Origin of the sequence: Pseudorhodobacter turbinis (genome assembly GCF_005234135.1) — a bacterium.
GTDB classification, from domain to species: Bacteria; Pseudomonadota; Alphaproteobacteria; order Rhodobacterales; family Rhodobacteraceae; genus Pseudorhodobacter; species Pseudorhodobacter turbinis.
The window spans coordinates 860,489-878,858 of sequence record NZ_CP039964.1 but is presented as its reverse complement, the minus strand read 5'-3'; the positions used below and the strand labels follow the sequence as shown (position 1 = coordinate 878,858).

The 18,370-nt window shown below is 54.8% G+C and carries 16 protein-coding genes and 5 pseudogenes; 10 read left to right on the top strand and 11 right to left on the bottom strand.

What is annotated here, in order from left to right; translation table 11 throughout:
- Window positions 1-5 precede the first annotated feature (5 nt).
- The 3 genes from EOK75_RS04120 (at window position 6) to EOK75_RS21780 (ending at window position 1,753) form a co-directional block, all read left to right on the top strand.
- Window positions 6-752 (top strand): amino acid ABC transporter ATP-binding protein, encoded by a 747-nt coding sequence (locus tag EOK75_RS04120; protein ID WP_137192701.1) that lies wholly within the window; start codon window positions 6-8, stop codon window positions 750-752.
- A 6-nt stretch (window positions 753-758) separates the two neighbouring features.
- Window positions 759-1,499 (top strand): amino acid ABC transporter permease, encoded by a 741-nt coding sequence (locus EOK75_RS04115; RefSeq protein ID WP_137192700.1) that lies wholly within the window; start codon window positions 759-761, stop codon window positions 1,497-1,499.
- Window positions 1,500-1,651: 152 nt separating this feature from the next.
- Window positions 1,652-1,753 (top strand): hypothetical protein, encoded by a 102-nt coding sequence (locus EOK75_RS21780; RefSeq protein WP_205965481.1) that lies wholly within the window; start codon window positions 1,652-1,654, stop codon window positions 1,751-1,753.
- Between the two features lie 371 nt (window positions 1,754-2,124).
- Here EOK75_RS21780 and EOK75_RS04105 read toward each other — a convergent pair.
- The 7 genes and pseudogenes from EOK75_RS04105 to EOK75_RS04080 form a co-directional block, all read right to left on the bottom strand.
- Window positions 2,125-3,212, bottom strand: a protein-coding gene (locus tag EOK75_RS04105; RefSeq protein ID WP_137192138.1) for an IS3 family transposase whose coding sequence is annotated in 2 segments (ribosomal slippage) — window positions 2,125-2,951 and window positions 2,951-3,212 — 1,089 coding nt in all. Because the reading frame shifts where the segments join, the coding sequence is not laid out codon by codon here.
- 323 nt (window positions 3,213-3,535) lie between these two features.
- Window positions 3,536-4,739 (bottom strand): annotated as a pseudogene (locus EOK75_RS04100) (IS256 family transposase).
- 36 nt (window positions 4,740-4,775) lie between these two features.
- Window positions 4,776-5,905 (bottom strand): IS3 family transposase gene (locus tag EOK75_RS04095; RefSeq protein ID WP_420821918.1). Its coding sequence is split into 2 segments (ribosomal slippage): window positions 4,776-5,632 and window positions 5,632-5,905, totalling 1,131 coding nucleotides; the frame shifts between segments, so codons are not numbered across the junction.
- A 215-nt stretch (window positions 5,906-6,120) separates the two neighbouring features.
- Window positions 6,121-6,458, bottom strand: a pseudogene (locus EOK75_RS04090) (transposase); the annotation flags it as partial.
- A 295-nt stretch (window positions 6,459-6,753) separates the two neighbouring features.
- The gene (locus tag EOK75_RS20740) at window positions 6,754-6,894 is read right to left on the bottom strand and encodes a hypothetical protein (protein ID WP_168199141.1); all 141 of its coding nucleotides are present in this window, start codon (window positions 6,892-6,894) and stop codon (window positions 6,754-6,756) included.
- A 30-nt stretch (window positions 6,895-6,924) separates the two neighbouring features.
- A complete protein-coding gene (locus EOK75_RS04085; RefSeq protein WP_137192698.1) occupies window positions 6,925-8,190 on the bottom strand; it encodes a type II toxin-antitoxin system HipA family toxin in 1,266 nt (421 codons plus the stop codon).
- A gap of 80 nt (window positions 8,191-8,270) precedes the next feature.
- Window positions 8,271-9,005, bottom strand: coding sequence for a hypothetical protein (locus tag EOK75_RS04080; protein ID WP_137192697.1), 735 nt, complete (start codon window positions 9,003-9,005; stop codon window positions 8,271-8,273).
- A 68-nt stretch (window positions 9,006-9,073) separates the two neighbouring features.
- Here EOK75_RS04080 and EOK75_RS04075 point away from each other — a divergent pair, with 68 nt between their 5' ends.
- Complete coding sequence (locus EOK75_RS04075; protein ID WP_137192696.1) at window positions 9,074-9,376, top strand: helix-turn-helix domain-containing protein; 303 nt, start codon at window positions 9,074-9,076, stop codon at window positions 9,374-9,376.
- A 285-nt stretch (window positions 9,377-9,661) separates the two neighbouring features.
- Window positions 9,662-10,411, top strand: coding sequence for a type I methionyl aminopeptidase (map, locus tag EOK75_RS04070; protein ID WP_137192695.1), 750 nt, complete (start codon window positions 9,662-9,664; stop codon window positions 10,409-10,411).
- A 224-nt stretch (window positions 10,412-10,635) separates the two neighbouring features.
- Here map and EOK75_RS04065 read toward each other — a convergent pair whose 3' ends face one another.
- Entirely contained in the window at window positions 10,636-11,526 is an 891-nt protein-coding gene (locus EOK75_RS04065) for a LysR family transcriptional regulator (RefSeq protein WP_137192694.1), read from the bottom strand.
- 98 nt (window positions 11,527-11,624) lie between these two features.
- Here EOK75_RS04065 and EOK75_RS04060 point away from each other — a divergent pair, with 98 nt between their 5' ends.
- The 3 genes and pseudogenes from EOK75_RS04060 to EOK75_RS21240 form a co-directional block, all read left to right on the top strand.
- Window positions 11,625-12,122: a lactoylglutathione lyase family protein gene (locus tag EOK75_RS04060; protein ID WP_137192693.1), complete on the top strand. Its 498-nt coding sequence runs from the start codon at window positions 11,625-11,627 to the stop codon at window positions 12,120-12,122.
- A gap of 487 nt (window positions 12,123-12,609) precedes the next feature.
- Window positions 12,610-13,227, top strand: a complete 618-nt coding sequence (locus EOK75_RS04055) for a VPLPA-CTERM sorting domain-containing protein (RefSeq protein ID WP_137192692.1) — start codon at window positions 12,610-12,612, stop codon at window positions 13,225-13,227.
- 334 nt (window positions 13,228-13,561) lie between these two features.
- Window positions 13,562-13,939 (top strand): annotated as a pseudogene (locus tag EOK75_RS21240) (site-specific integrase); the annotation flags it as partial.
- Window positions 13,940-14,258: 319 nt separating this feature from the next.
- Here EOK75_RS21240 and EOK75_RS21645 read toward each other — a convergent pair.
- From EOK75_RS21645 to EOK75_RS04035, 3 genes and pseudogenes are all read right to left on the bottom strand, one after another.
- A pseudogene (locus tag EOK75_RS21645) lies at window positions 14,259-14,426 on the bottom strand (DUF6538 domain-containing protein); the annotation flags it as partial.
- A 481-nt stretch (window positions 14,427-14,907) separates the two neighbouring features.
- Window positions 14,908-15,264: a hypothetical protein gene (locus EOK75_RS04040; RefSeq protein WP_137192690.1), complete on the bottom strand. Its 357-nt coding sequence runs from the start codon at window positions 15,262-15,264 to the stop codon at window positions 14,908-14,910.
- Between the two features lie 292 nt (window positions 15,265-15,556).
- Window positions 15,557-16,516: an IS481 family transposase gene (locus EOK75_RS04035; RefSeq protein ID WP_137192689.1), complete on the bottom strand. Its 960-nt coding sequence runs from the start codon at window positions 16,514-16,516 to the stop codon at window positions 15,557-15,559.
- 56 nt (window positions 16,517-16,572) lie between these two features.
- On the opposite strand from EOK75_RS04035, the pseudogene EOK75_RS04030 reads away from it, so the two are divergent.
- Window positions 16,573-17,048 (top strand): annotated as a pseudogene (locus tag EOK75_RS04030) (IS5 family transposase); the annotation flags it as partial.
- A 103-nt stretch (window positions 17,049-17,151) separates the two neighbouring features.
- A complete protein-coding gene (locus EOK75_RS04025) occupies window positions 17,152-18,183 on the top strand; it encodes an IS110 family RNA-guided transposase (RefSeq protein WP_137192688.1) in 1,032 nt (343 codons plus the stop codon).
- Window positions 18,184-18,370 lie beyond the last annotated feature (187 nt).

The window sequence follows — 18,370 nt, the reverse complement described above, 5'->3', positions numbered from 1 at the left end:
ATTCTATGGACGATACCGGTGCAATCATTCGGTTTTCGCAGGTTTCGAAGCATTTTGATGCGTTTCAAGTGCTGAAAAACATCAATCTGGATGTGGCCAAGGGCGAACGTTTGGTCATCTGCGGCCCGTCAGGGTCGGGGAAATCGACGTTGATCCGCTGTATCAACGGGCTGGAGCCCTATGGCAGCGGTGATATTTTCGTGAACGGTTTGCGCGTTGGTGCGGGAAAACGCGGCATGTCAGAAGTGCGCGGTCGGGTCGGCATGGTGTTTCAGCAGTTCAACCTCTTTCCGCATTTGACAGTGATGGAGAACCTGATGCTGGGCCCCATGCGCGGACGCGGGATGAGTGCGTCTGCGGCCCGCGAGATCGCCACGCGGTATCTGGCGCGCGTGCGTATTCCTGAACAGGCCGACAAATACCCCCGCCAGCTTTCCGGGGGGCAGCAACAGCGTGTGGCGATTGCGCGCTCGTTATGCATGGAGCCCGAGATCATGCTGTTTGACGAGCCGACCAGCGCGCTTGACCCCGAAATGATTTCCGAGGTGCTTGAGGTGATGGCAGAGTTGGCGACCACAGGGATGACAATGCTGGTGGTGACGCATGAAATGGGCTTTGCCCGCCGCGTCGCCGACCGGATGGTTTTCATGGACCACGGCGAGATTGTCGAAGTGGCCCCGCCCGAAGATTTTTTCTCGGCTCCCAAGAGCATAAGAACCCAGGATTTTCTGCAAAAAATCCTGAACCATTAGGGGCTGATGATGCGTCTTCTTGCTTTGCTATCTACGATGCTGGTGCTTTCGGGCTGCTCAGGCAGCTGGGGTTGGTATGTGGTCAATCCGACGACGACCCAAGGGTATAACAACCTGAAGTTCATGCTGTCGGGACTTGCCTATACGGTGCAGCTGTCGGCCACAGCGATTGCGATTTCTATTGTAGTGGGGCTGTTGGTGGCCTTGCCGGCTTTGTCGTCGAACAAATGGCTGCGGGGTATCAGCCGCAGCTATGTCGAGGTGGTGCGCGCGGTGCCGGTGTTGGTGCTGATCTTGTGGGTTTACTACGGCCTACCGCCTGTGACGGGCATCACGATTGGCGTGTTCTGGGCCGGCGTTCTGGCGCTGGCGCTGTCCGATAGCGCGTTTCAGGCCGAGATTTTCCGCGCCGGCATCCAGAGCATCGCACGCGGACAGTATGAGGCGGCTTATTCCGTCTCGCTTGGGTATAAGGACACAATGCGCTATGTGATCTTGCCCCAGGCGATCCGTCGCATCCTGCCCGCTTTGGGCAATCAGCTGGTTTATATGCTGAAAATGTCTTCACTGGTGTCGGTGATCGGAATGCAGGAATTGACCCGCAAAGCGAATGAGCTTGTCGTCTCGGAATACCGCCCGTTAGAGATTTACTCGATACTGGTGCTGGAGTATCTGGTGCTCATCCTGATCGTCTCGGCTGGCGTGCGCTGGTTCGAGCGGCGGATGCAAGTGGATGAGCGGAGCTAGGGTGGACTTATGATCGTGGTTGGGCGGGATGCGTGATAAGGCCATGAAGCGCAATGCAGCGGTGCAGGCGAACGCACTGGGCAGATAAGGTGTAAGGCATCATTGAACCGCTCAGGGAAGCTGGAAAAAGCCTGCGAAAGATTGTCGCAGAGTTGAATAAGGCTGGCGTAAAGACGGCTAGAGGTGGCGAATGGCAGGCATCACCGATCAAACGGACGATTGAACGCCTAGTTCTTTTTCAAATAGATCGGTAGCGCTAACTATAAATGATAGGTTCGGTCGAATGTGTTGGGGCGTATCAGTAGTTTTCAGTTCACGCGGGAGTATTCTTGCTACCCTTGATGCAAAAGAGCGTTATCAAATAGATGAAATTGTGCCTGAACTATATTTTCTTTTGTCCCAAGTGTTATTCCCCGGAGAACCAGAGGTTGATGCTTTGGAGGCGAGCAAGAATCTAAAATACAATTCTGCTTACCTTGCTTGGGCGTATCGACATAAGCACAAGACTTATCCATCCTACAGGGTATTGGCGAAACTGTTCAATGTAGCGCCGTCTACGATTTCAAGGCTTTTTGAAAGCCGAGTTGGTAATCGCCCCCTTTTTAACGGGGTGCATCTGTAGAACTTACGCGGCCATTTTCAGTTTCATAGCGGGTGTGATGCCGCCGATGCCCATGTTCGGGCGGTCGTTGTTATATGTCCAGAGCCATTGTGTGGCCTGATCCTGAGCCTCCTCGATGCTTTCGATGATGTATTGATCCAGCCATTCATGCCGAACCGTCCGGTTGTAGCGCTCGACATAGGCGTTCTGCTGGGGCTGTCCGGGTTGGATGTGCTGGATCGTAACACTATGTTTCTCAGCCCATTTTCTCAGTGTTTCGCTGATATATTCCGGCCCATTGTCGACCCTGATCGTGCCCGGTTTTCCGCGCCATTCGATAATGCGATCAAGGCTGCGGATGACCCGTTCGGCAGGGAGCGAGAAATCAACCTCGATCCCCAGCCCTTCGCGGTTGAAGTCGTCCAACACATTCAAAAGCCGAAAAGCCCTGCCGTCGCCGAGGCGATCCGCCATGAAGTCCATGGACCAGGTCACATTCGGTCTGTTCGGGACCGCCAGAACGTCAGGCTTCTCCCGTTTCAGCCGCTTGCGCGGCTTGATGCGCAGGTTCAGTTCCAGCTCACAGTAGATCCGGTAGACCCGCTTGTGGTTCCACGGATGCCCCTTCACGTTGCGCAAATGCAGGAAACACAGGCCAAATCCCCAAGTCTTGCGCGCATCCGTCAGCCCTGTCAGCAGATCGGCGATCACCTCGTTCTCGTCTTTCAGCTTCGGGCTGTAACGATAGCAGGTCTCGCTGACCTCGAAGGCCCGGCACGCCAGCGCGATGCTGACGCCCCGTCGCTCTACCGCCGTTTCGGCCATCTCGCGGCGCTGAGATGGCCCCGTTACTTTTTTCCGAGGGCTTCCTTCAATAAGTCCGCCTGCATGCTCAGATCTGCATACATCCGCTTCAGCCTGCGGTTCTCTTCCTCCATGGCTTTCATCTGGCTGACCATGGATGCATCCATGCCACCATACTTCGCACGCCATTTGTAAAACGACGCATTGCTCATGCCATGTTCACGGCAAAGCTCGGCCACCGGCACACCACCTTCGGCTTGGCGCAGGATCGCAAGGATCTGGGGTTCGCTATATCTGGTCATTTTCATTCAAAATCTCCTCGTTCATCTTGCCGAGAAAATTCTACTTCCGCAGCCCCTTACTTTCGGGGGGGATTACCCCATCTCGTCTTAAGGACGGTGAGAGCCGCAAAAGCGTACTCTGTGTTTGTTATGGGAGAGACTGTCGTTGACCCAATCGCCAAACCAAGCGATCTTCGAACGTATCGAGACGCCTCGATACGACAATGACCTGATGCCAAATCAGCCAATCATTCCGCGCATAGGACGTTGTCGCTGACCACCATGCAGGGGCAGGGGGAGTGTCATGAACTCTGTGTATCTGGTCCGGCCCATGCGGGTTTCAGATACGGTCACGCATTGAAGCGTTCATCGAACATGATAGCGAATTGATTGCGGGCGGCAAACCATTCTCGGACATTTCTGCCGTCCTTTTCAAAATTGCGGATGGCTAAGTATATCAGCTTTGTGGCTGTATCGTCCGTCGGGAACGAGCCCCGTGTCTTGATGGATTTGCGGATGACGCGGTTCAGGCTTTCGATGGCGTTCGTGGTGTAGATGATCTTTCGGATTGCGGGATCAAAGGCGAAGAATGGGATCACCTCTTGCCAAGCTCGACGCCAGGCCGGGGCGATGGACGCATATTTCCCTGCCCATTTTTGCTCAAACGCATCGAGTTGTGCAGCGGCCTGATCGGCGGTTGCGGCCCCGTAAATCGCGCGCAGATCGACTGCGACGGCCTTGCGGTCTTTCCAGGCGCAGAAGTTCAGGGAATGACGCACCAGATGCACGATGCAGGTCTGGACAGCGGCTTCCGGGAAGGCTGCTGTGATGGCCTCGGGAAAGCCTTTGAGCCCGTCCACGACGGCGATCAGGACGTCCTGGAGGCCCCGGTTCTTCAGTTCGTTCATCACCGACAACCAGAATTTGGCACCTTCGTGATCAGCGATCCACAACCCCAAAACCTCTCGCAGGCCGTCCCTGTTGACGCCGAGGGCCACATAGACGGCCTTGTTCTTGACCATGCGGCTGTCAGCATCGCGGATCTTGACCCTGAGCGCGTCAAAAATGACGATGGGATACATCCGGTCCAGTGCGCGAGACTGCCATTCGCGCACCTCGTCCAGCACTGCGTCAGTGACGCGACTGATCAGGTCCGGTGACACCTGAAGACCGTAGACGTCCTCGAGATGGGCGCGGATGTCGCGCACCGTCAGACCGGCGGCGTAGAGGCCGATGATCTTGTTCGTCGGGAAAACAGCGCCCCACGCTGTTTTCTGATCCTCCTCACTCCATGCCGTCAATCCGAGTCTGGCCCTTCTTCACCAACTCCGGCTCAAAACTGCCGTCTCTGTCGCGCGGCACCGAAATCGGCACCTCGCCGTCCTGGCCCTTCAGGCGCTTGCTGGTAGTGCCATTGCGTCGGTTCGGTTGGTTCGGTGGGGCGTCTTTGCCGTCCTCATAACCCAGATGCGCGGTCAACTCGGCCCCAAGCATCCGCTCCATCAGCCTGATCTTGAGCTCTTTCATCTGAAGTGGTCCTGCTTTTCTGAACAGGTTTGCGGCTCAGCTAAGGTGCATCGGGGTTAAGTTTCATGCTGCTTGGTTCATCTGTATTGGGTCAAAGTATGCGTCGTCTGGTGTCCGTTTATCAAGCGCGGTGTGCGGCCGCTCGGCGTTGTAGAATTCGAGCCATTCGTCGATGACGCGTTTGGCTTGGAACCCGTCCTGCAATTCGTGCAGGTAGACAGCCTCCTGTTTCAGTGAACGCCACAGCCTTTCGATGAAGATGTTGTCGAGATAACGTCCTCGGCCATCCATTGATATTTTGATCTTGGCGTCGGTCAGGGTGGTGATCCAGGCCGTCCCTGTGAACTGCGATCCTTGGTCGGTATTCATTATCTCGGGTTTGCCGTATTCGGCGATGGCCTCCTTCAAAGCCTCGACACAAAAGCTGGCATCCAACGTATTCGAGAGCCGCCACGCCAGCACCTTACGCGTCGCCCAATCCATGATTGCCACCAGATAAAGGAATCCGCGCCGGACCGGAATATAGGTGATATCGCTGCACCAAACTTGGTTTGGGCGCGTGATTGGCAGTTTCCTCAGCAGGTATGGATAGATCGGGTGCTGGGGATGCTTCTTGCTGGTGTTTGGGCCCTTATAGATCGCCTGCAACCCCATAACGCCCATCAAGCGGCGCACGCGGTGGCGACCAGCATGAAACCCGTTTCGCGGCAGGTAGGCTGCGATCTGGCGGCTGCCAAAGAACGGGTATTTCATGAACACCCGATCGATTTCATTCATCAGCTTCAGGGTCTCGGCATTCACACCGACCGGCGCATAATACAACGATGACCGGCTGATCTTCAGAAGTTTACATTGCTTCGTCAGGCTCAGGTCAGTGCGATCAGCGTTGATCATAGCCTTGCGTTCAGACGGGCTCATCGCTTCAGCCCTTGTGACAAAAAATCGTTCTCCACCGCCAGCTTCCCGATCTTGGCATGAAGCTCTTTGACTTGGGCCTCGTTGTCTTCGACCTTCTTTGCCTTGTCGGAAAACACGCCGGTCAGGCCGTCAATTGCCTGACGCTTCCATGTCGTCACCTGCGTTGGGTGGATCTTGTGCTTGGCTGCAATCTCTTGCGCCGTCTTGTCTCCGCGAAGTGCCTCAAGCGCTACCGTGGCCTTAAACTTGTCCGAAAAACTACGTCTCGTCGTCATTTCTGTATCCTGTCGTCAATGCTGGATACATCTTAGCACGCTGTCTGAATTTGCCGGACCACTTCAATCAGCCCGGCATCGCCAAGCAGATCTTCAGGCCGCTCGCAGCCCTTCAGCAGTTCGTCCAGTAATTCCTTGGAAATTGTCATCGTCCTTGCTCCTCTTAGGAAGCATGGACCAAAGCGCAGTTATACAGAAGATCGGACACTCTCGGGGCAGGCGCGCTTTTGATTGTATTGCTTCTCTGTCATGGCCCAGGTCACTGCCCTTTTGCGTGAACCGGGCCTCAAAAGTTTTTTCCCAACATATCCTTGAGCGTCGACACATCCATCATTTGCTCAGCCAACAGCTTCTTCAGTTTGGCATTCTCAACCTCAAGTGCCTTCAGCCTCTTGGCCTCCGACACTTCCATGCCGCCATATTTGGACCGCCATTTATAAAACGTCGCATCGCTCACGCCATGCTTGCGGCACAGCTCCTTCGCGCCAAGCCCTGCCTGATGCTCCTTCAGTATCCCGATTATCTGTTCTTCGCTGAAACGGCTTCTCTTCATCGCCTGTCTCCTTCTTGGAGAACAGGCTAACTCAAAACACCGGACTTTTCAGGGGAGCAGGTCATCTGCTATCCGAAAGCTGCGGTGCGGCGTAGCAACACTTGGCCAACGGCAACTATGGGCCGTTCGCCTCGGTGTATGTCGACCTAGCGGAGATCCGTATTGTCCGCACAGCACAGCTCAGAGATGCGCCAAAATCGCTGGTTTTTGGCAGGCATGAAATTTCACCTCTCAGGTAAAAGCATTGACCTCGACGCCCGGCGCATGACGTCCAGTTAGTGACAGCGTAAACATCTCATATCCGGTTGCCGTCACCGGCGATGATCCGCGCGTCCGTGTCCTGCCCAGCCTCGTGGATTGCTGTGCCGAGATGGTCCAAATACGCGCGATTTAGGATTTCATCGAGATGAAGGTCGGCAAGCACAAGCATTTTCATGGTCGGAACCGGCGTGTTGGTGGGCAGTGTTTAGGGGAGCGTCGGTGTTGGGCCAAAGCCCTCAAATGCGTAGTCATTGAGAAATTGTCGTCCCGCAAAGGTCTCGCGTTTATTGCGGGACAGCATGGCCTCATCACAAACTGCCGTCCAGTTGTCGATGATTGCCCCGACCTGCCGATCGACAATCTGATGAAATTGACGGGCGGAAATACCGAATTCTGGAGCTACAGCCGCCGCAATGCGGAGCTGCGCCGCACGAGACCCATTTGCCAACACCATCGCTTGGTTTGCCTCACGGGTCGTTCGGCGTTGCGGGGCAATATCATAGGCAGGGGTTAGCGCATGTGTTGCGCCATCCCAAAAAGCGGCGTGGTTGCGCGCATGATCATCGGTATTGCCCACAAGAATGTTGAAAACCAGCCGCTGGAACAGCTCCTCTTGCGCGACGGCGGCATGTTCAAAGCGATCGGTGATGCTTTCCGCAAGTTGCGCGTAGGAAATATGATGTGCTGAGAGCTCGTTTTCATGGGTCCACGTCAGGGCGGAAACCATGGCTTTCCTCGCCCACCCGCCGCTTGCCAGGGCCGTCCTGTCAAAACGCTCGACCAAAAGGGCGTGGCGCCCGCCAAGGGTGGCCATCTCAACGCGCGCCGCGTTGATCCCCGCCAAGCTGGCAAGGCGCATGGCGATGAACTCGCCTTGAACAACAGGGTAGCTGTCATTGGCCGCCGAGAATTTGGCGATATGCTTGCGGCCCGAGGCGTCGGTGAACAACGCCTTTGGCCGCGCGCCGCCAACGGAGGCGCAATGCGGGATCAGATGGTGAAGATCGGCCGGCACGTCGCCACCGTCCTCAACCAGATCAGCCAGCGCCATTAGCTCTTCCAGCGGTGCGGCCATACCCTGTTCATCGGAGATGGGGCGATCTGAGCGACGGAAATCAAGCGCGCCGATGCGGTCAGGCCCTGTGTGAAGCATTGCCGTCGCCTCGTCGATGTCATCTTCCTGCATAGCCTTTCCTGTAGCACCGCGTAGGCCGGCGGCTATGACGCGGCGGCCCCAGCGATCCGGAAGAGCGTCGCGCAGGGACGGAAAAATGACGTTTGCGTCGTCCGTGTATAGGCCGCGCATGTGCATTTTTAGATCATCGCCGTAGATCGAGATCGCCTTCGGGTGGCCGAGGTAAGCACGATCATAGCGAAAAGACACCGAGAACGCCTCGAAGCTCAGCGTTCCTGCAAGCACGGGCGCGGTTTCTGCGTGCGGCCAGATCAGGATGTTGAGGTTTTGTTGCATCGGGTAGGCGACCTTTCTCGGCGAATGATTGGCGCTGAATGTATCCGGCTTCAGTGATTCAACTTTCTATATCCCCGTATTCAGACATCCCCGTATTCAGACTTCATGCATTCAGACTCCGCATGTTCGTTGAATAAAGGCGTCAGGTAGTCGGCGTCATTGCCTGTCCAAGATGGCCGCTCGTATTCAAAACTCGGCACTACGATTTTTGCCGAGCGTCTGCCTTGGAAATTTGGTGACCAGAATTCTTCTGTCGCAAGCCTCGCGTCATCGGTAAAGATACCTTTAGGATCCAATTTCCAGAATGCGTAATCTACTGAAAAGGGTTCCAAAACCCGATTTAGAACGTCCGTATCGTAGTTTTCGATGGCTGACGCGAGATGCTCGCGGCCCAGACAAATGCCATTGCCTGCGTCGCGACAGGCGTAGTCGGTGATCCCATCGGCGAGAGTTTCAAACCAAGGTTTCTCATTGCAGCGATCTTGAAGGCTTTCAAAGAACGACCTTCCCTTCGCGTTCAGATCAATGACGCCATAATCATGCCCACGGCACCAATCTTGTCTGGCTTTATATTCACCGACGTCGGCGAAACCACAGCGCAAGAGGACGCTTGCCCCAAAGTATGTGACGCTGTCGTTAAGGTAGAGTTCCATCAAGTGGCGCAAAAACGGATGCTTTAAGGCCCCAAACAGAAGCTCGGCCTCAAGGGGATCGACAACCGAAGCCTTAACGGACGCGGCCCATGCGTTCTGGGCGATCTCGTCTGCCGTTATCAAGAAACCTGCGGGGGGTGAGGCTGTCATTTCTGTTTCCATTATCTTGCTCATTTTTTTTGAGCAGAATAGTTTTGATGTATCGCCTGTCAAGAGACAAGTGGGCGATCATGGCAAATACGATTAGAACTTCCGGCTTCAAAGCCTTGGTCCAAGCCTTGGTCGATGGGCGTCATGCGCTCGGCATCACCCAGCGTGATCTTGCCGCTAGGTTAGGGTGTTTGCCTGCGACGGTCGCGAATATTGAGAGCGGGCAGCGCCGGATCGACGTGATTGAGCTTATTGCCTTGGCAAGGGCGCTCAACATGGCGCCCGATGAGCTGTTCCAAATCGCGATGCGGGAAGCCGATGAAAGCGAGCTGTTTAACAATTTCAGCCGCTCGCGGCACAAGGCGACCGATCCTGCGGATTGAAGCCCTAAATGCAGAGCATCGACGCGCCGCGATCTAATCGCCCTTGCCGTGATGAGCCTTTCGAGCTTGCGAGTGATTAGGCTGCAAGGTCACGATGGCTTGTCAGATATCACGAACGGCCCTCAACGGACATTCGAAGCAGAGGTCTGCGCTGCAGTGCCGCTACATCAAAGCGGCCACTGGTGCATCGTGCAGCATTATAATGATGGTGATGACCGCAGTGCGAGACATTCTGGAAACTCGTATTTATAATGCTGGATATGTCAATCACTCCAAGGACGCCCCATGACGATCACGCGCGAAGATGAACTGGATGGCCTGAAAGAAATCGGCCGCATCGTCGCGAACACGATGCACATGATGGCCAAGTCGATCGAGCCTGGTATCACCACTAGCGAGCTCGACGAGATTGGCCGCGCGTTGTTGGATCTTGAGGGGGCCGTCTCGGCTCCTCAGTCAGTGTATAACTTTCCGGGCGCGACTTGCATCAGTGTAAACGAAGAAATCGCCCATGGCATTCCCGGCGAGCGGGTCATCAGCGCCGGAGATCTGGTCAATATTGACGTATCGGCGTCGAAGAATGGCTTCTTCGCTGACAACGGCGCGACATTTCGGATTGGAGCGGTGAAACCGTCGCTGGAACGCCTATGCAAGGATGGCAAACGTGCCATGGAAATTGGCATCAACCAGGTCGGCAGCAACAGGCCAATCTCCGGCATTGGCAAAGCTGTTGGCAAGTTCGCGTCGGATCGCGGCTATACTCTGATCCAGAACCTGGCGAGTCATGGTGTGGGCCGATCGCTCCACGAATATCCCGATGAAATCGCAACGTGGCCCACGCGCGGGGACAAGCGGAGAATTGACAAAGGCCTGGTGCTGACTGTCGAGCCATTCCTGTCCAAAGGCGGCCTCTGGGCAACAGATGGTGAGGACGGGTGGACGCTATACAGCGAGCCGACTGCGCCTGTCGTCCAGTTTGAACATACGGTTGTCGCGACGGATCGTGGGGCGATTGTCATTACTCTGCCAGGATGATCGCGGTGTTCGCCGGCGAGTGAAGCGTGCTCGGCCCATTGCTGCCGTTGGCCACCACCTAACTATGCTGCGGTGCGGTCCGTTGAAGGAGACATTCGTGGATCGTGCAGCATTTTGTCGGCCAGAACGTCGGTCTGCGGACAAAACTGCCGTTCAGTTCTGTAATCGGAACGTCAGGTATTTGTTCCTGCTGATGCCAAATGCGTTCAACTTTTCAAGACGCGTTACCTCAAAGCTGCTGCCGCGCTGCTGATGAAAGAGCTTAGCGCAGCAACACGCGCGATTTCGCTTCGTCCCTTGCGGGAAATTACCCACAGATCTTGGTATCGCTGTTTCGGAAGTCGAATGATTGCCAACTCCTGCTTTCTGGCAAAGGCATCCACGCCGGATTTTGGCAATATCGTGTATCCAAGCCCCTCTGCAACTGGAATTGGTATCTGGCCGATCTGGTTGACGAAAGTCCTTACCCTTAAGCGATCAGAGCCTTTGTAGTCTTTTGGAAAGTTCAGAAAAAAAAGATCGTCTGCATATGCATACCCATCTGGGTGCGCGACGAAGCTCAGCTCGTTCAACAGATGGAGATCAAAATTCTGTCCGGCAAAGGATCGCGGAACAATCAAACACAGTTCTTCTCTGGCCAATTCAATTGCATCCAATCGGGGGTGGCTGATTGGTTCAGCGACAACCCCCAGATCAAACTTTCCATTCAGAACGGATGTCACGATGCTCATATGTGGAGCAGCCGTAACACTGATCACAAGCTCTGGCGCGTGATGCATCCGATCAAGAATATGCGGATAGAGCCACATGGCAAAGCTGCCGGAACACCCTATGCTGATTTCACCCACGTCTGGATCATCAAAACTGATGGTATCATGCAGGTCGCGCTCTTGCTGACGTCGCGCAAGGCCGATGGCCAGCACGGCTTCACCAGCGGGGGTGAGCGTGAAGGACTTTCCATCCTTTGATATCAGCGGTTTTCCGACTTGGGACGCCAGTTTGTTCAGATGCTGCGAAACACCAGGCTGGGTCATCCCCGACTGCTCCGCCGTCCGTGTAAAATGTCCGACTTCGCACAGCGTCGTGAAGGTCTCCAACCACGTGGCGTTTAGCATGGGCGCCTCATAAAATTATGAACATCATGCAAAATGATAATTTTTAATTCGGGTTCAGTCCATCTAATTCTCTTTCAACACTCTTGAAAGGAAAGACCATGCAACCGACACCACGCTCATTCTCTCATATCGGTTTGTCTGTTCCAGATTTGGACCAGGCGATAAAATTCTACGGCGACGTTCTTGGCTTTTATGTCATCATGGAACCTACGGTCATTATCGAAGACGACAGCGACATTGGCCAGATGTGTTCAGATGTTTTTGGCAAAGGTTGGGGGCGCATGCGCATCGCGCACTTAGCAACGGCTGATCGTATCGGGTTTGAGCTGTTCGAATTTGAAGGGCATAAGGCACCGGATGATAACCTTAACTTCAGACAACACGGCACGTTTCACTTTGCTATTCAGGATCCGAATCTTGAGGATCTACTGGCAAAAATCGTCGCGGCTGGCGGCAAGCAACGCATGCCCGTTCGCGAATATTTTCCCGATGAGAAACCATATCGCATGGTTTACGTCGAAGACCCCTTTGGGATCGTCTTTGAACTCTACAGTCACAGCTATGAGCTGACATACTCTAACGGTGCATACTCTTGAGCTGGAATCCGACACTCTCGTTGCAAGTGAGTGTCGGCACTTTGGGCTCGTTCTTGCCGTTCGCTGCGCTCGGCCCCCAAATGTCGCCGAGTAGAAGGTAAAGGTCGCGTGTGCGGACAGAGCGCCCATTCGCAACGACTGCGCCAACGGCGGATCTCGTGAAAAATGGTATCAGATCGACCGCAATTTTACCAATTCAAAAACAGCTATTTTTGGAGCGTGTGGTGTAGATACTTAGCTCGATCCGAAATTAGAGTTATGGTTTTGATCTAACGTCGATACTCTTCGCCTCATCGTTGCTATTGAAAATGCACGGGCCTGCTCGATGGCGTTTAGTTGGAATAGCTAAGCGAAGGTGACTCTGCAGAATTATCTATAGAATAAAAATGCACATGAATTTGACAGCACTCACGCTTGAGGCTTGATCGGGTTGTTTTACTGTATTATCTTAGTTTAATTATAGATTAAATTATTACAGGAGATATTTATGAAGCTGACGACATTTATATTGGCCGGGGGCTTGGCAGTAACTGCTTCCGTAGCTTCCGCCGCGACGCTTTCTGACATGACGCTGACGCCTAGCAGCATTAGCGGCAGCACGACGTTCTTTGATAATAACAACGACTTCAATGAATCGTTTGCCTACGGCAGTGGCATTGCTGCTGGTTCTGTCATCGACAGCTTCCGCCTGACACTTAACGTCAGCGGTGCCAGAAACGAGAGCGGATGGGGTGATACCGAAGATTGGGAGATCCGTGTTCAAGGCGGGATGCCTGGTTCCGGAACAGCCAATGCCGTAGACGACTATTTCGCCGCCATCTCCGGTGATGGATTTTTGTCGTTCGACATTGACGCATCCACCGACGGCGGTAGCGTCAATGCATTCGCACAATCCGTTAGCTCGGGAATTTTCACGGTCTGGCTGGCCGAGAATAGCGCTGCTTCTTTCGGTTTCGGCCCTAACAATCCGTCGATCACAATCTCAAGTGCTCGCCTCGAAGTTCTTGGAACCGCGCCTTCACCTGTCCCACTTCCGGCGTCTTCCTTGCTGCTGTTCGCGGGTCTTGGTGGGTTGGCGTTCATGCGCAAACGTAAAGCGGCCTGACTTAGCGATCATGATTCTTGAGAAGACACGGGCGGCTTCGGCTGCCCGTTTTACTTTCGAAGATGAGTGCTGTTGCAGAAACGGTCAACAAACCCTCGTTTTGACACACCCGCAAACCACCCCCAACTCAGGCTGTCAAAAACCCCTTTCAAAACCCAGTCAGTTGTTGAAGGTTTTTTTTGGGGCCCCTGATAGCGGCCGTTAGCGCACAACGCGGCATCGGTGTGTCTGGGCTCGGAGCCGACCTCGGATGCAGCGCAGCATTTCATGATATGATGCAGTGTCAACGTCGGGTTGTCGATGTGGGAGGGCATGGCGGATCGGAGGAACTGTCATGCAAACACCAAATTTACCTGCCATTCGCGCACTTCGCCCCGCTTGGAATAAGGGTCGCATCGTTGGTCAGAAACGACCGTTGAAACCCAAACATGTCTGGGCGATCCGTGTCAGGCTGGAACTGGCCGAGAACCATCGCGATCTGGCTCTTTTCAATATGGCAATCGACAGCAAGCTGCGCGGTTGTGACCTTGTCCGGATGAAAGTCGTCAATGTCATGGCGTCCGGACAGATCAAAGAACGGGCATCAGTGCTGCAAAGTAAAACCCAAAAACCGGTGCGGTTCGAGATTTCCGAAGGCACCCGCGCCTCGGTGGCGAAGTGGATCGAAGATCCGTTGATGGTCGGATCTGAATATCTTTGGCCCGCTCGTTTTGGCGCAGATTGCGGATGTCGGTGATGCCGGTTACTTCGGCAAACAGCTGGAACACCTTGCCCATCTGGGCGATGGTTTGGTCGCTGATCTTCTGCTGGGCCTTGAGCGCCGCGAACCGTTCCACCAGCGCCGACCATGCCGGATCGTAGGCGTTGACAGATGTGCTATCGACCGGAGGCGTGGCGATTGGGCGCTTGGTATCGGCCCGCCTGCGCGGCTCCGGCTGTAAAATGGCGTGATTGCGCGTCTCGCCGGTGATAATGCGTTCCAGACATGCCCGCGCATCCTCGCGCGACAGGCCATGAGCGGTCATATGTTCAAAGACATGATAGCTTTCGGCGGTGACGCTTGCACCGAGCCGACGCGCGAGCAGCGGGTCATTCGTGCGCAGGCTGATTTGCAAGATCGTGCCGCCAAGACGGGCAGGCAGACGCCTGCGCCAGACATAGCTCGCACCGCGGCGGTAAAGATTGGATTGTCGTCCCATGGTAGCCCCTCAAAGGAGGCGGACCGGAACCCGGCTTCGGGTGTTCGGGATGTGATACGTATCACACCCACACAAAAATCACCCCTGAAAGAGTGATTTTACCAATACCATCAAATCGTTGGATGATTTTGGCTCCGGCGGCGGTAGGGGCCGGAGCCTTTGGCGCGTATCTTGTCGAAATATAACAGTTAATTTCGGTCGGAAACTGGGCTTGGTTTGGTCTTGTGTATCACCCACAGAGCATAACGGGACCGACCAGCCGGGCGCAAGGAAAGATTGCCGCACATGGCGTCGAGCGACGTGATCGGCCCTTTGTGTCCGATGCCGCGCATTGCACGAATGTCCGTTATCATGAAAGTTTCCAAAAACCTCCAACAACCACATGGGTTTTGAACGGGGTTTTTGGCAGCGTAGATCGGCGTGGTTTTTGCCTGTGCCAAAAACGAGGGTTTTTGGAACTGGATTTTGGTCTGGCATTCGCCTATTCGTAGCTCTCACCTTCATCGCCTACAATCTGGGCTCCAAGCTGGGAAGCTAACGCACGCATCACTGATCTTTGGTGACTATGAAAAGTATCAAAGTCACGGGAAGCACGGGTCGTAATTCTCCCTTCAAACCACCTAAATGCTGGGAACCAAACTTGACTTCCAACGTCGTATAGCTCTGCAACGCCTTGCAATTGTGGGTTGGATATCTGTTCGCTCGTAGTGGAATTAGTAACAACGATGGAAACAGCATCCCCCAGCCGAACGTTTTCAGAATTATCTACTGCCTTCACCCATTCCTCTAAACTGATAGGCTGATCATTCGTTCGTCTGATATGGATTTCGTAAGCCATTGTTACCCCAGTTGTGGTTCTTTCAGACAGATTAACGTATTCAACTCACGAGTTCTTGCAAGGTATAATCGAGCTTGAAGTGGACCTTCGCCGCCCCACGGCAGACCGTTCAAAAACCACCGTTTGTTGAACGGTTCGCTGAAACCGACATTGGCGCACTTGCGGCGAATGTCAGAAAAGTCCGCACAGCAGACCCTCAAAGGCTTCCCACAAACGGTCCAGACTGTGTGAAAACTATCGAGTGCTTCTCAAAACGCTCAAAAAGGCCAGATTTATGGCCCCTCTCATCGACTTAGGTGTTTAGTCCCGGCATCTGGTGGATCGGATTTAAGATGAATCTTTCTGGCTCGGATGTCCAGATTTTGCAGATGTATTCGTAAGGTGTGAGGCCACCGAGGGTCTTGAGTCTGCGCGCGAAGTTGTAGGCTGCCATGAAGTCCGCCAAATGGGTGCGCAGTTGGTCGTGGTCATCGTAGTGGAAACGCTTGACCGTCGCGTCTTTGATCGTGCGGTTCATGCGCTCCACCTGACCGTTGGTCCACGGATGGTTTGGCTTGGTAAGGCGATGTTCGATACCGTTGGCCTCACAGATCATGTCGAAGCGCATTGGCCTTGAATATGCGGTGTTGCGATTGCGCGGTTGCTCAGCGAACTGGATGCCGTTGTCGGTCAAAATGGTGTGGACGTGATAAGGCACGGCTTCGAGCATGAGCTGTAAGAACTCCCAGGCGGTCTTCCTGTCTGCCTTCTCGACGAGTTGGGTCACGGCAAACTTGCTTGTTCGGTCAATGCCCACAAAGAGATAAAGCTTGCCCTCCGCCGTCTGAACCTCGGCGATGTCTATGTGGAAGAAACCGATAGGATAGCGCTTGAACTTCTGACGCTTTGGCTTGTCACCCTCCACATCAGGCAGCCGAGAGATGCCATGACGCTGGAGGCAGCGATGCAGCGCCGAACGCGTCAGATGCGGGATCGTTGGTTGAAGAGCATAAAGACAATCGTCCAGCGGCAACAAGGTGTGCCGTCTGAATGCGACGATGGTGGCCTCCTCAGCTTCGGTCAAGACCGTTGACCGAGGCTCTTTCGGTCCAGTCTTAAGGTCTTCAACAGTCTGGCGTTTGCGCCACTTCGCTACAGTTTTGGGGTTGATGCCCAGCTCCTTGCTCAGCTCCGCGAGCGAAGCTTGCGATCGCTGTATTGCAGCTCTGACGGCGTGCGTGGTCGTGGCGCTCCCGTGACGAACTTGTCCCATAATGCTTCCTTCCATTCCTGAGAAAGGATCGCACCATCAAACCATGGGATCAAACAACCTACCTCAAAGCACATCGTACGGCCTCCAGCCTGCGGTTGAAAAGGGGGGGCGTGGACGCCTGATCGGCTTGACCAAGGGTGGCATGAATACAAAGTTGCATGCTGTTACAGACACCAGCGGTCGCCCGGTCCGCCTGTTCTTTACCGCAGGCCAAGTGAGCGATTACACTGGCGCTGCGGCCTTGATGAACGGCCTGCCAAAAGCCGAATGGCTTCTCGCTGATCGAGGGTATGATGCCGATTGGTTCCGTGAAACCCTTGTCGATAAAGGCACAAAGCCCTGCATCCCAGGACGCAAGTCGCGCAAGAAGACCGTCAAGTATGACAAGCGCCGATACAAACGCCGCAACCGCATCGAAAGGATGTTCGGCAGGCTCAAAGACTGGCGACGTGTCTCAACCCGGTATGACCGATGCCCAAAGGTCTTCCTGTCAGCAATCGCTCTCGCCGCAACAGTAATATTCTGGTTATGAGATGCCGTAACGGGGCCTGCGTCGCGCACTGCCTGTTACCGCTTGCAAGATCAGGGTCAATTTGTCGACCATCCCGTATTTGATCCATATGGAGGGCTGAGAGATGAGACTGTTTGTTGGCTTAGATGTGTCGTTGACAAAGACTGCGATTTGCGTGGTCAGCGAGCATGGTAAGATCATGAAAGAGGCGCAGGTCGCCAGTGAACCTGAAGAATTGGTGCGTTGGGCCCGAGAACAGGAGGGCACTATTGCCGCCATCGGCCTCGAGGCTGGCCCCTTGTCGCAGTGGTTGCATCGCGGAATGAGCGCAGCGGGGCTGGATGTCGTCCTGATGGAAACGCGCCAGGTGAAGGGCGCCCTGAAGGCGATGCCAATCAAGACGGACCGGCGGGATGCCGAGGGCATTGCGCGCCTGCTTCACCTTGGCTGGTTCCGGCCCGTTCACTGCAAATCCGTCTCGGCGCAAGAAGTTCGTGCCGTGCTCGGTGCCCGAAAGGCCATCCAGCAAGGTATGATCGCCCTAGAAATGTCTATGCGTGGGCTGTTGCGGAACTTTGGGTTGAAAGTTGGTGCTATCTCTCGGGGCAGGTATGAACACCGAATCCGCGAATTGGCGGACGGTAATTCGATGCTGGAGGCCGCGACAGGCCCTATGCTTCTGGCACGGGCATCCTTGCGAAAGGAGCTGGCGGGATTGGAACGCCTTGTCCGTCAGATGGCTCAGGATGACCCAGTCTGTCGTCGACTTATGTCGATGCCTGGAGTGGGAGCTGTTGTCGCGCTAACCTACAGATCAGCCGTCGATGATCCCACCCGGTTCACATCTTCCAAGAATGTTGGCCCGTGGGTCGGCATGACACCATCACGCAACCAGTCGGGCGAACGCGATGTCTCAGGCGGCATCACCAAGGCAGGTGATGTCAACCTGCGTCGCGCGCTATGTCAGGCTGCGACCGTGATGTTGCACCGCGGGCGTTCGACCTGGCTGAGAACATGGGCAGCGCAAGTCGCCCGCCGCAGAGGTGGTAAGCGCGCCATGGTCGCGTTAGCCCGGCGCATCGGGGTGATCCTGCACCGGATGTGGGTTGATGACACAGACTTTCGATCAGACACTGCCGTGCCCCATGCGGTCTAAAAAATTGCTTTTCCTGCCGTCACGCGCCTGACTGCAGGCCTTCGAGGTCCCCTAGGGACGTGGTTCCGATGATGCCGTGCTCCGGACTGTTGCCGACCAACATCGAGCACGCCTATGAGATGGGCACATCGGAATTGCATTTGAACCAGCATCATGTTGGTAGCCATCGCGCTGACCACGGACCGAA

Coding starts and splice junctions, on each gene's coding strand:
- EOK75_RS04120 (WP_137192701.1), top strand. CDS start 6: ATGGACGATACCGGTGCAATCATTCGGTTTTCGCAGGTTTCGAAGCAT.
- map (WP_137192695.1), top strand. CDS start 9,662: ATGACGATCACGCGCGAAGATGAACTGGATGGCCTGAAAGAAATCGGC.
- EOK75_RS04085 (WP_137192698.1), bottom strand. CDS start 8,190: ATGCAACAAAACCTCAACATCCTGATCTGGCCGCACGCAGAAACCGCG.
- EOK75_RS04055 (WP_137192692.1), top strand. CDS start 12,610: ATGAAGCTGACGACATTTATATTGGCCGGGGGCTTGGCAGTAACTGCT.
- EOK75_RS04035 (WP_137192689.1), bottom strand. CDS start 16,516: ATGGGACAAGTTCGTCACGGGAGCGCCACGACCACGCACGCCGTCAGA.
- EOK75_RS04040 (WP_137192690.1), bottom strand. CDS start 15,264: ATGGCTTACGAAATCCATATCAGACGAACGAATGATCAGCCTATCAGT.
- EOK75_RS04115 (WP_137192700.1), top strand. CDS start 759: ATGATGCGTCTTCTTGCTTTGCTATCTACGATGCTGGTGCTTTCGGGC.
- EOK75_RS20740 (WP_168199141.1), bottom strand. CDS start 6,894: ATGAAAATGCTTGTGCTTGCCGACCTTCATCTCGATGAAATCCTAAAT.
- EOK75_RS04080 (WP_137192697.1), bottom strand. CDS start 9,005: ATGGAAACAGAAATGACAGCCTCACCCCCCGCAGGTTTCTTGATAACG.
- EOK75_RS04075 (WP_137192696.1), top strand. CDS start 9,074: ATGGCAAATACGATTAGAACTTCCGGCTTCAAAGCCTTGGTCCAAGCC.
- EOK75_RS04065 (WP_137192694.1), bottom strand. CDS start 11,526: ATGCTAAACGCCACGTGGTTGGAGACCTTCACGACGCTGTGCGAAGTC.
- EOK75_RS04060 (WP_137192693.1), top strand. CDS start 11,625: ATGCAACCGACACCACGCTCATTCTCTCATATCGGTTTGTCTGTTCCA.
- EOK75_RS04025 (WP_137192688.1), top strand. CDS start 17,152: ATGAGACTGTTTGTTGGCTTAGATGTGTCGTTGACAAAGACTGCGATT.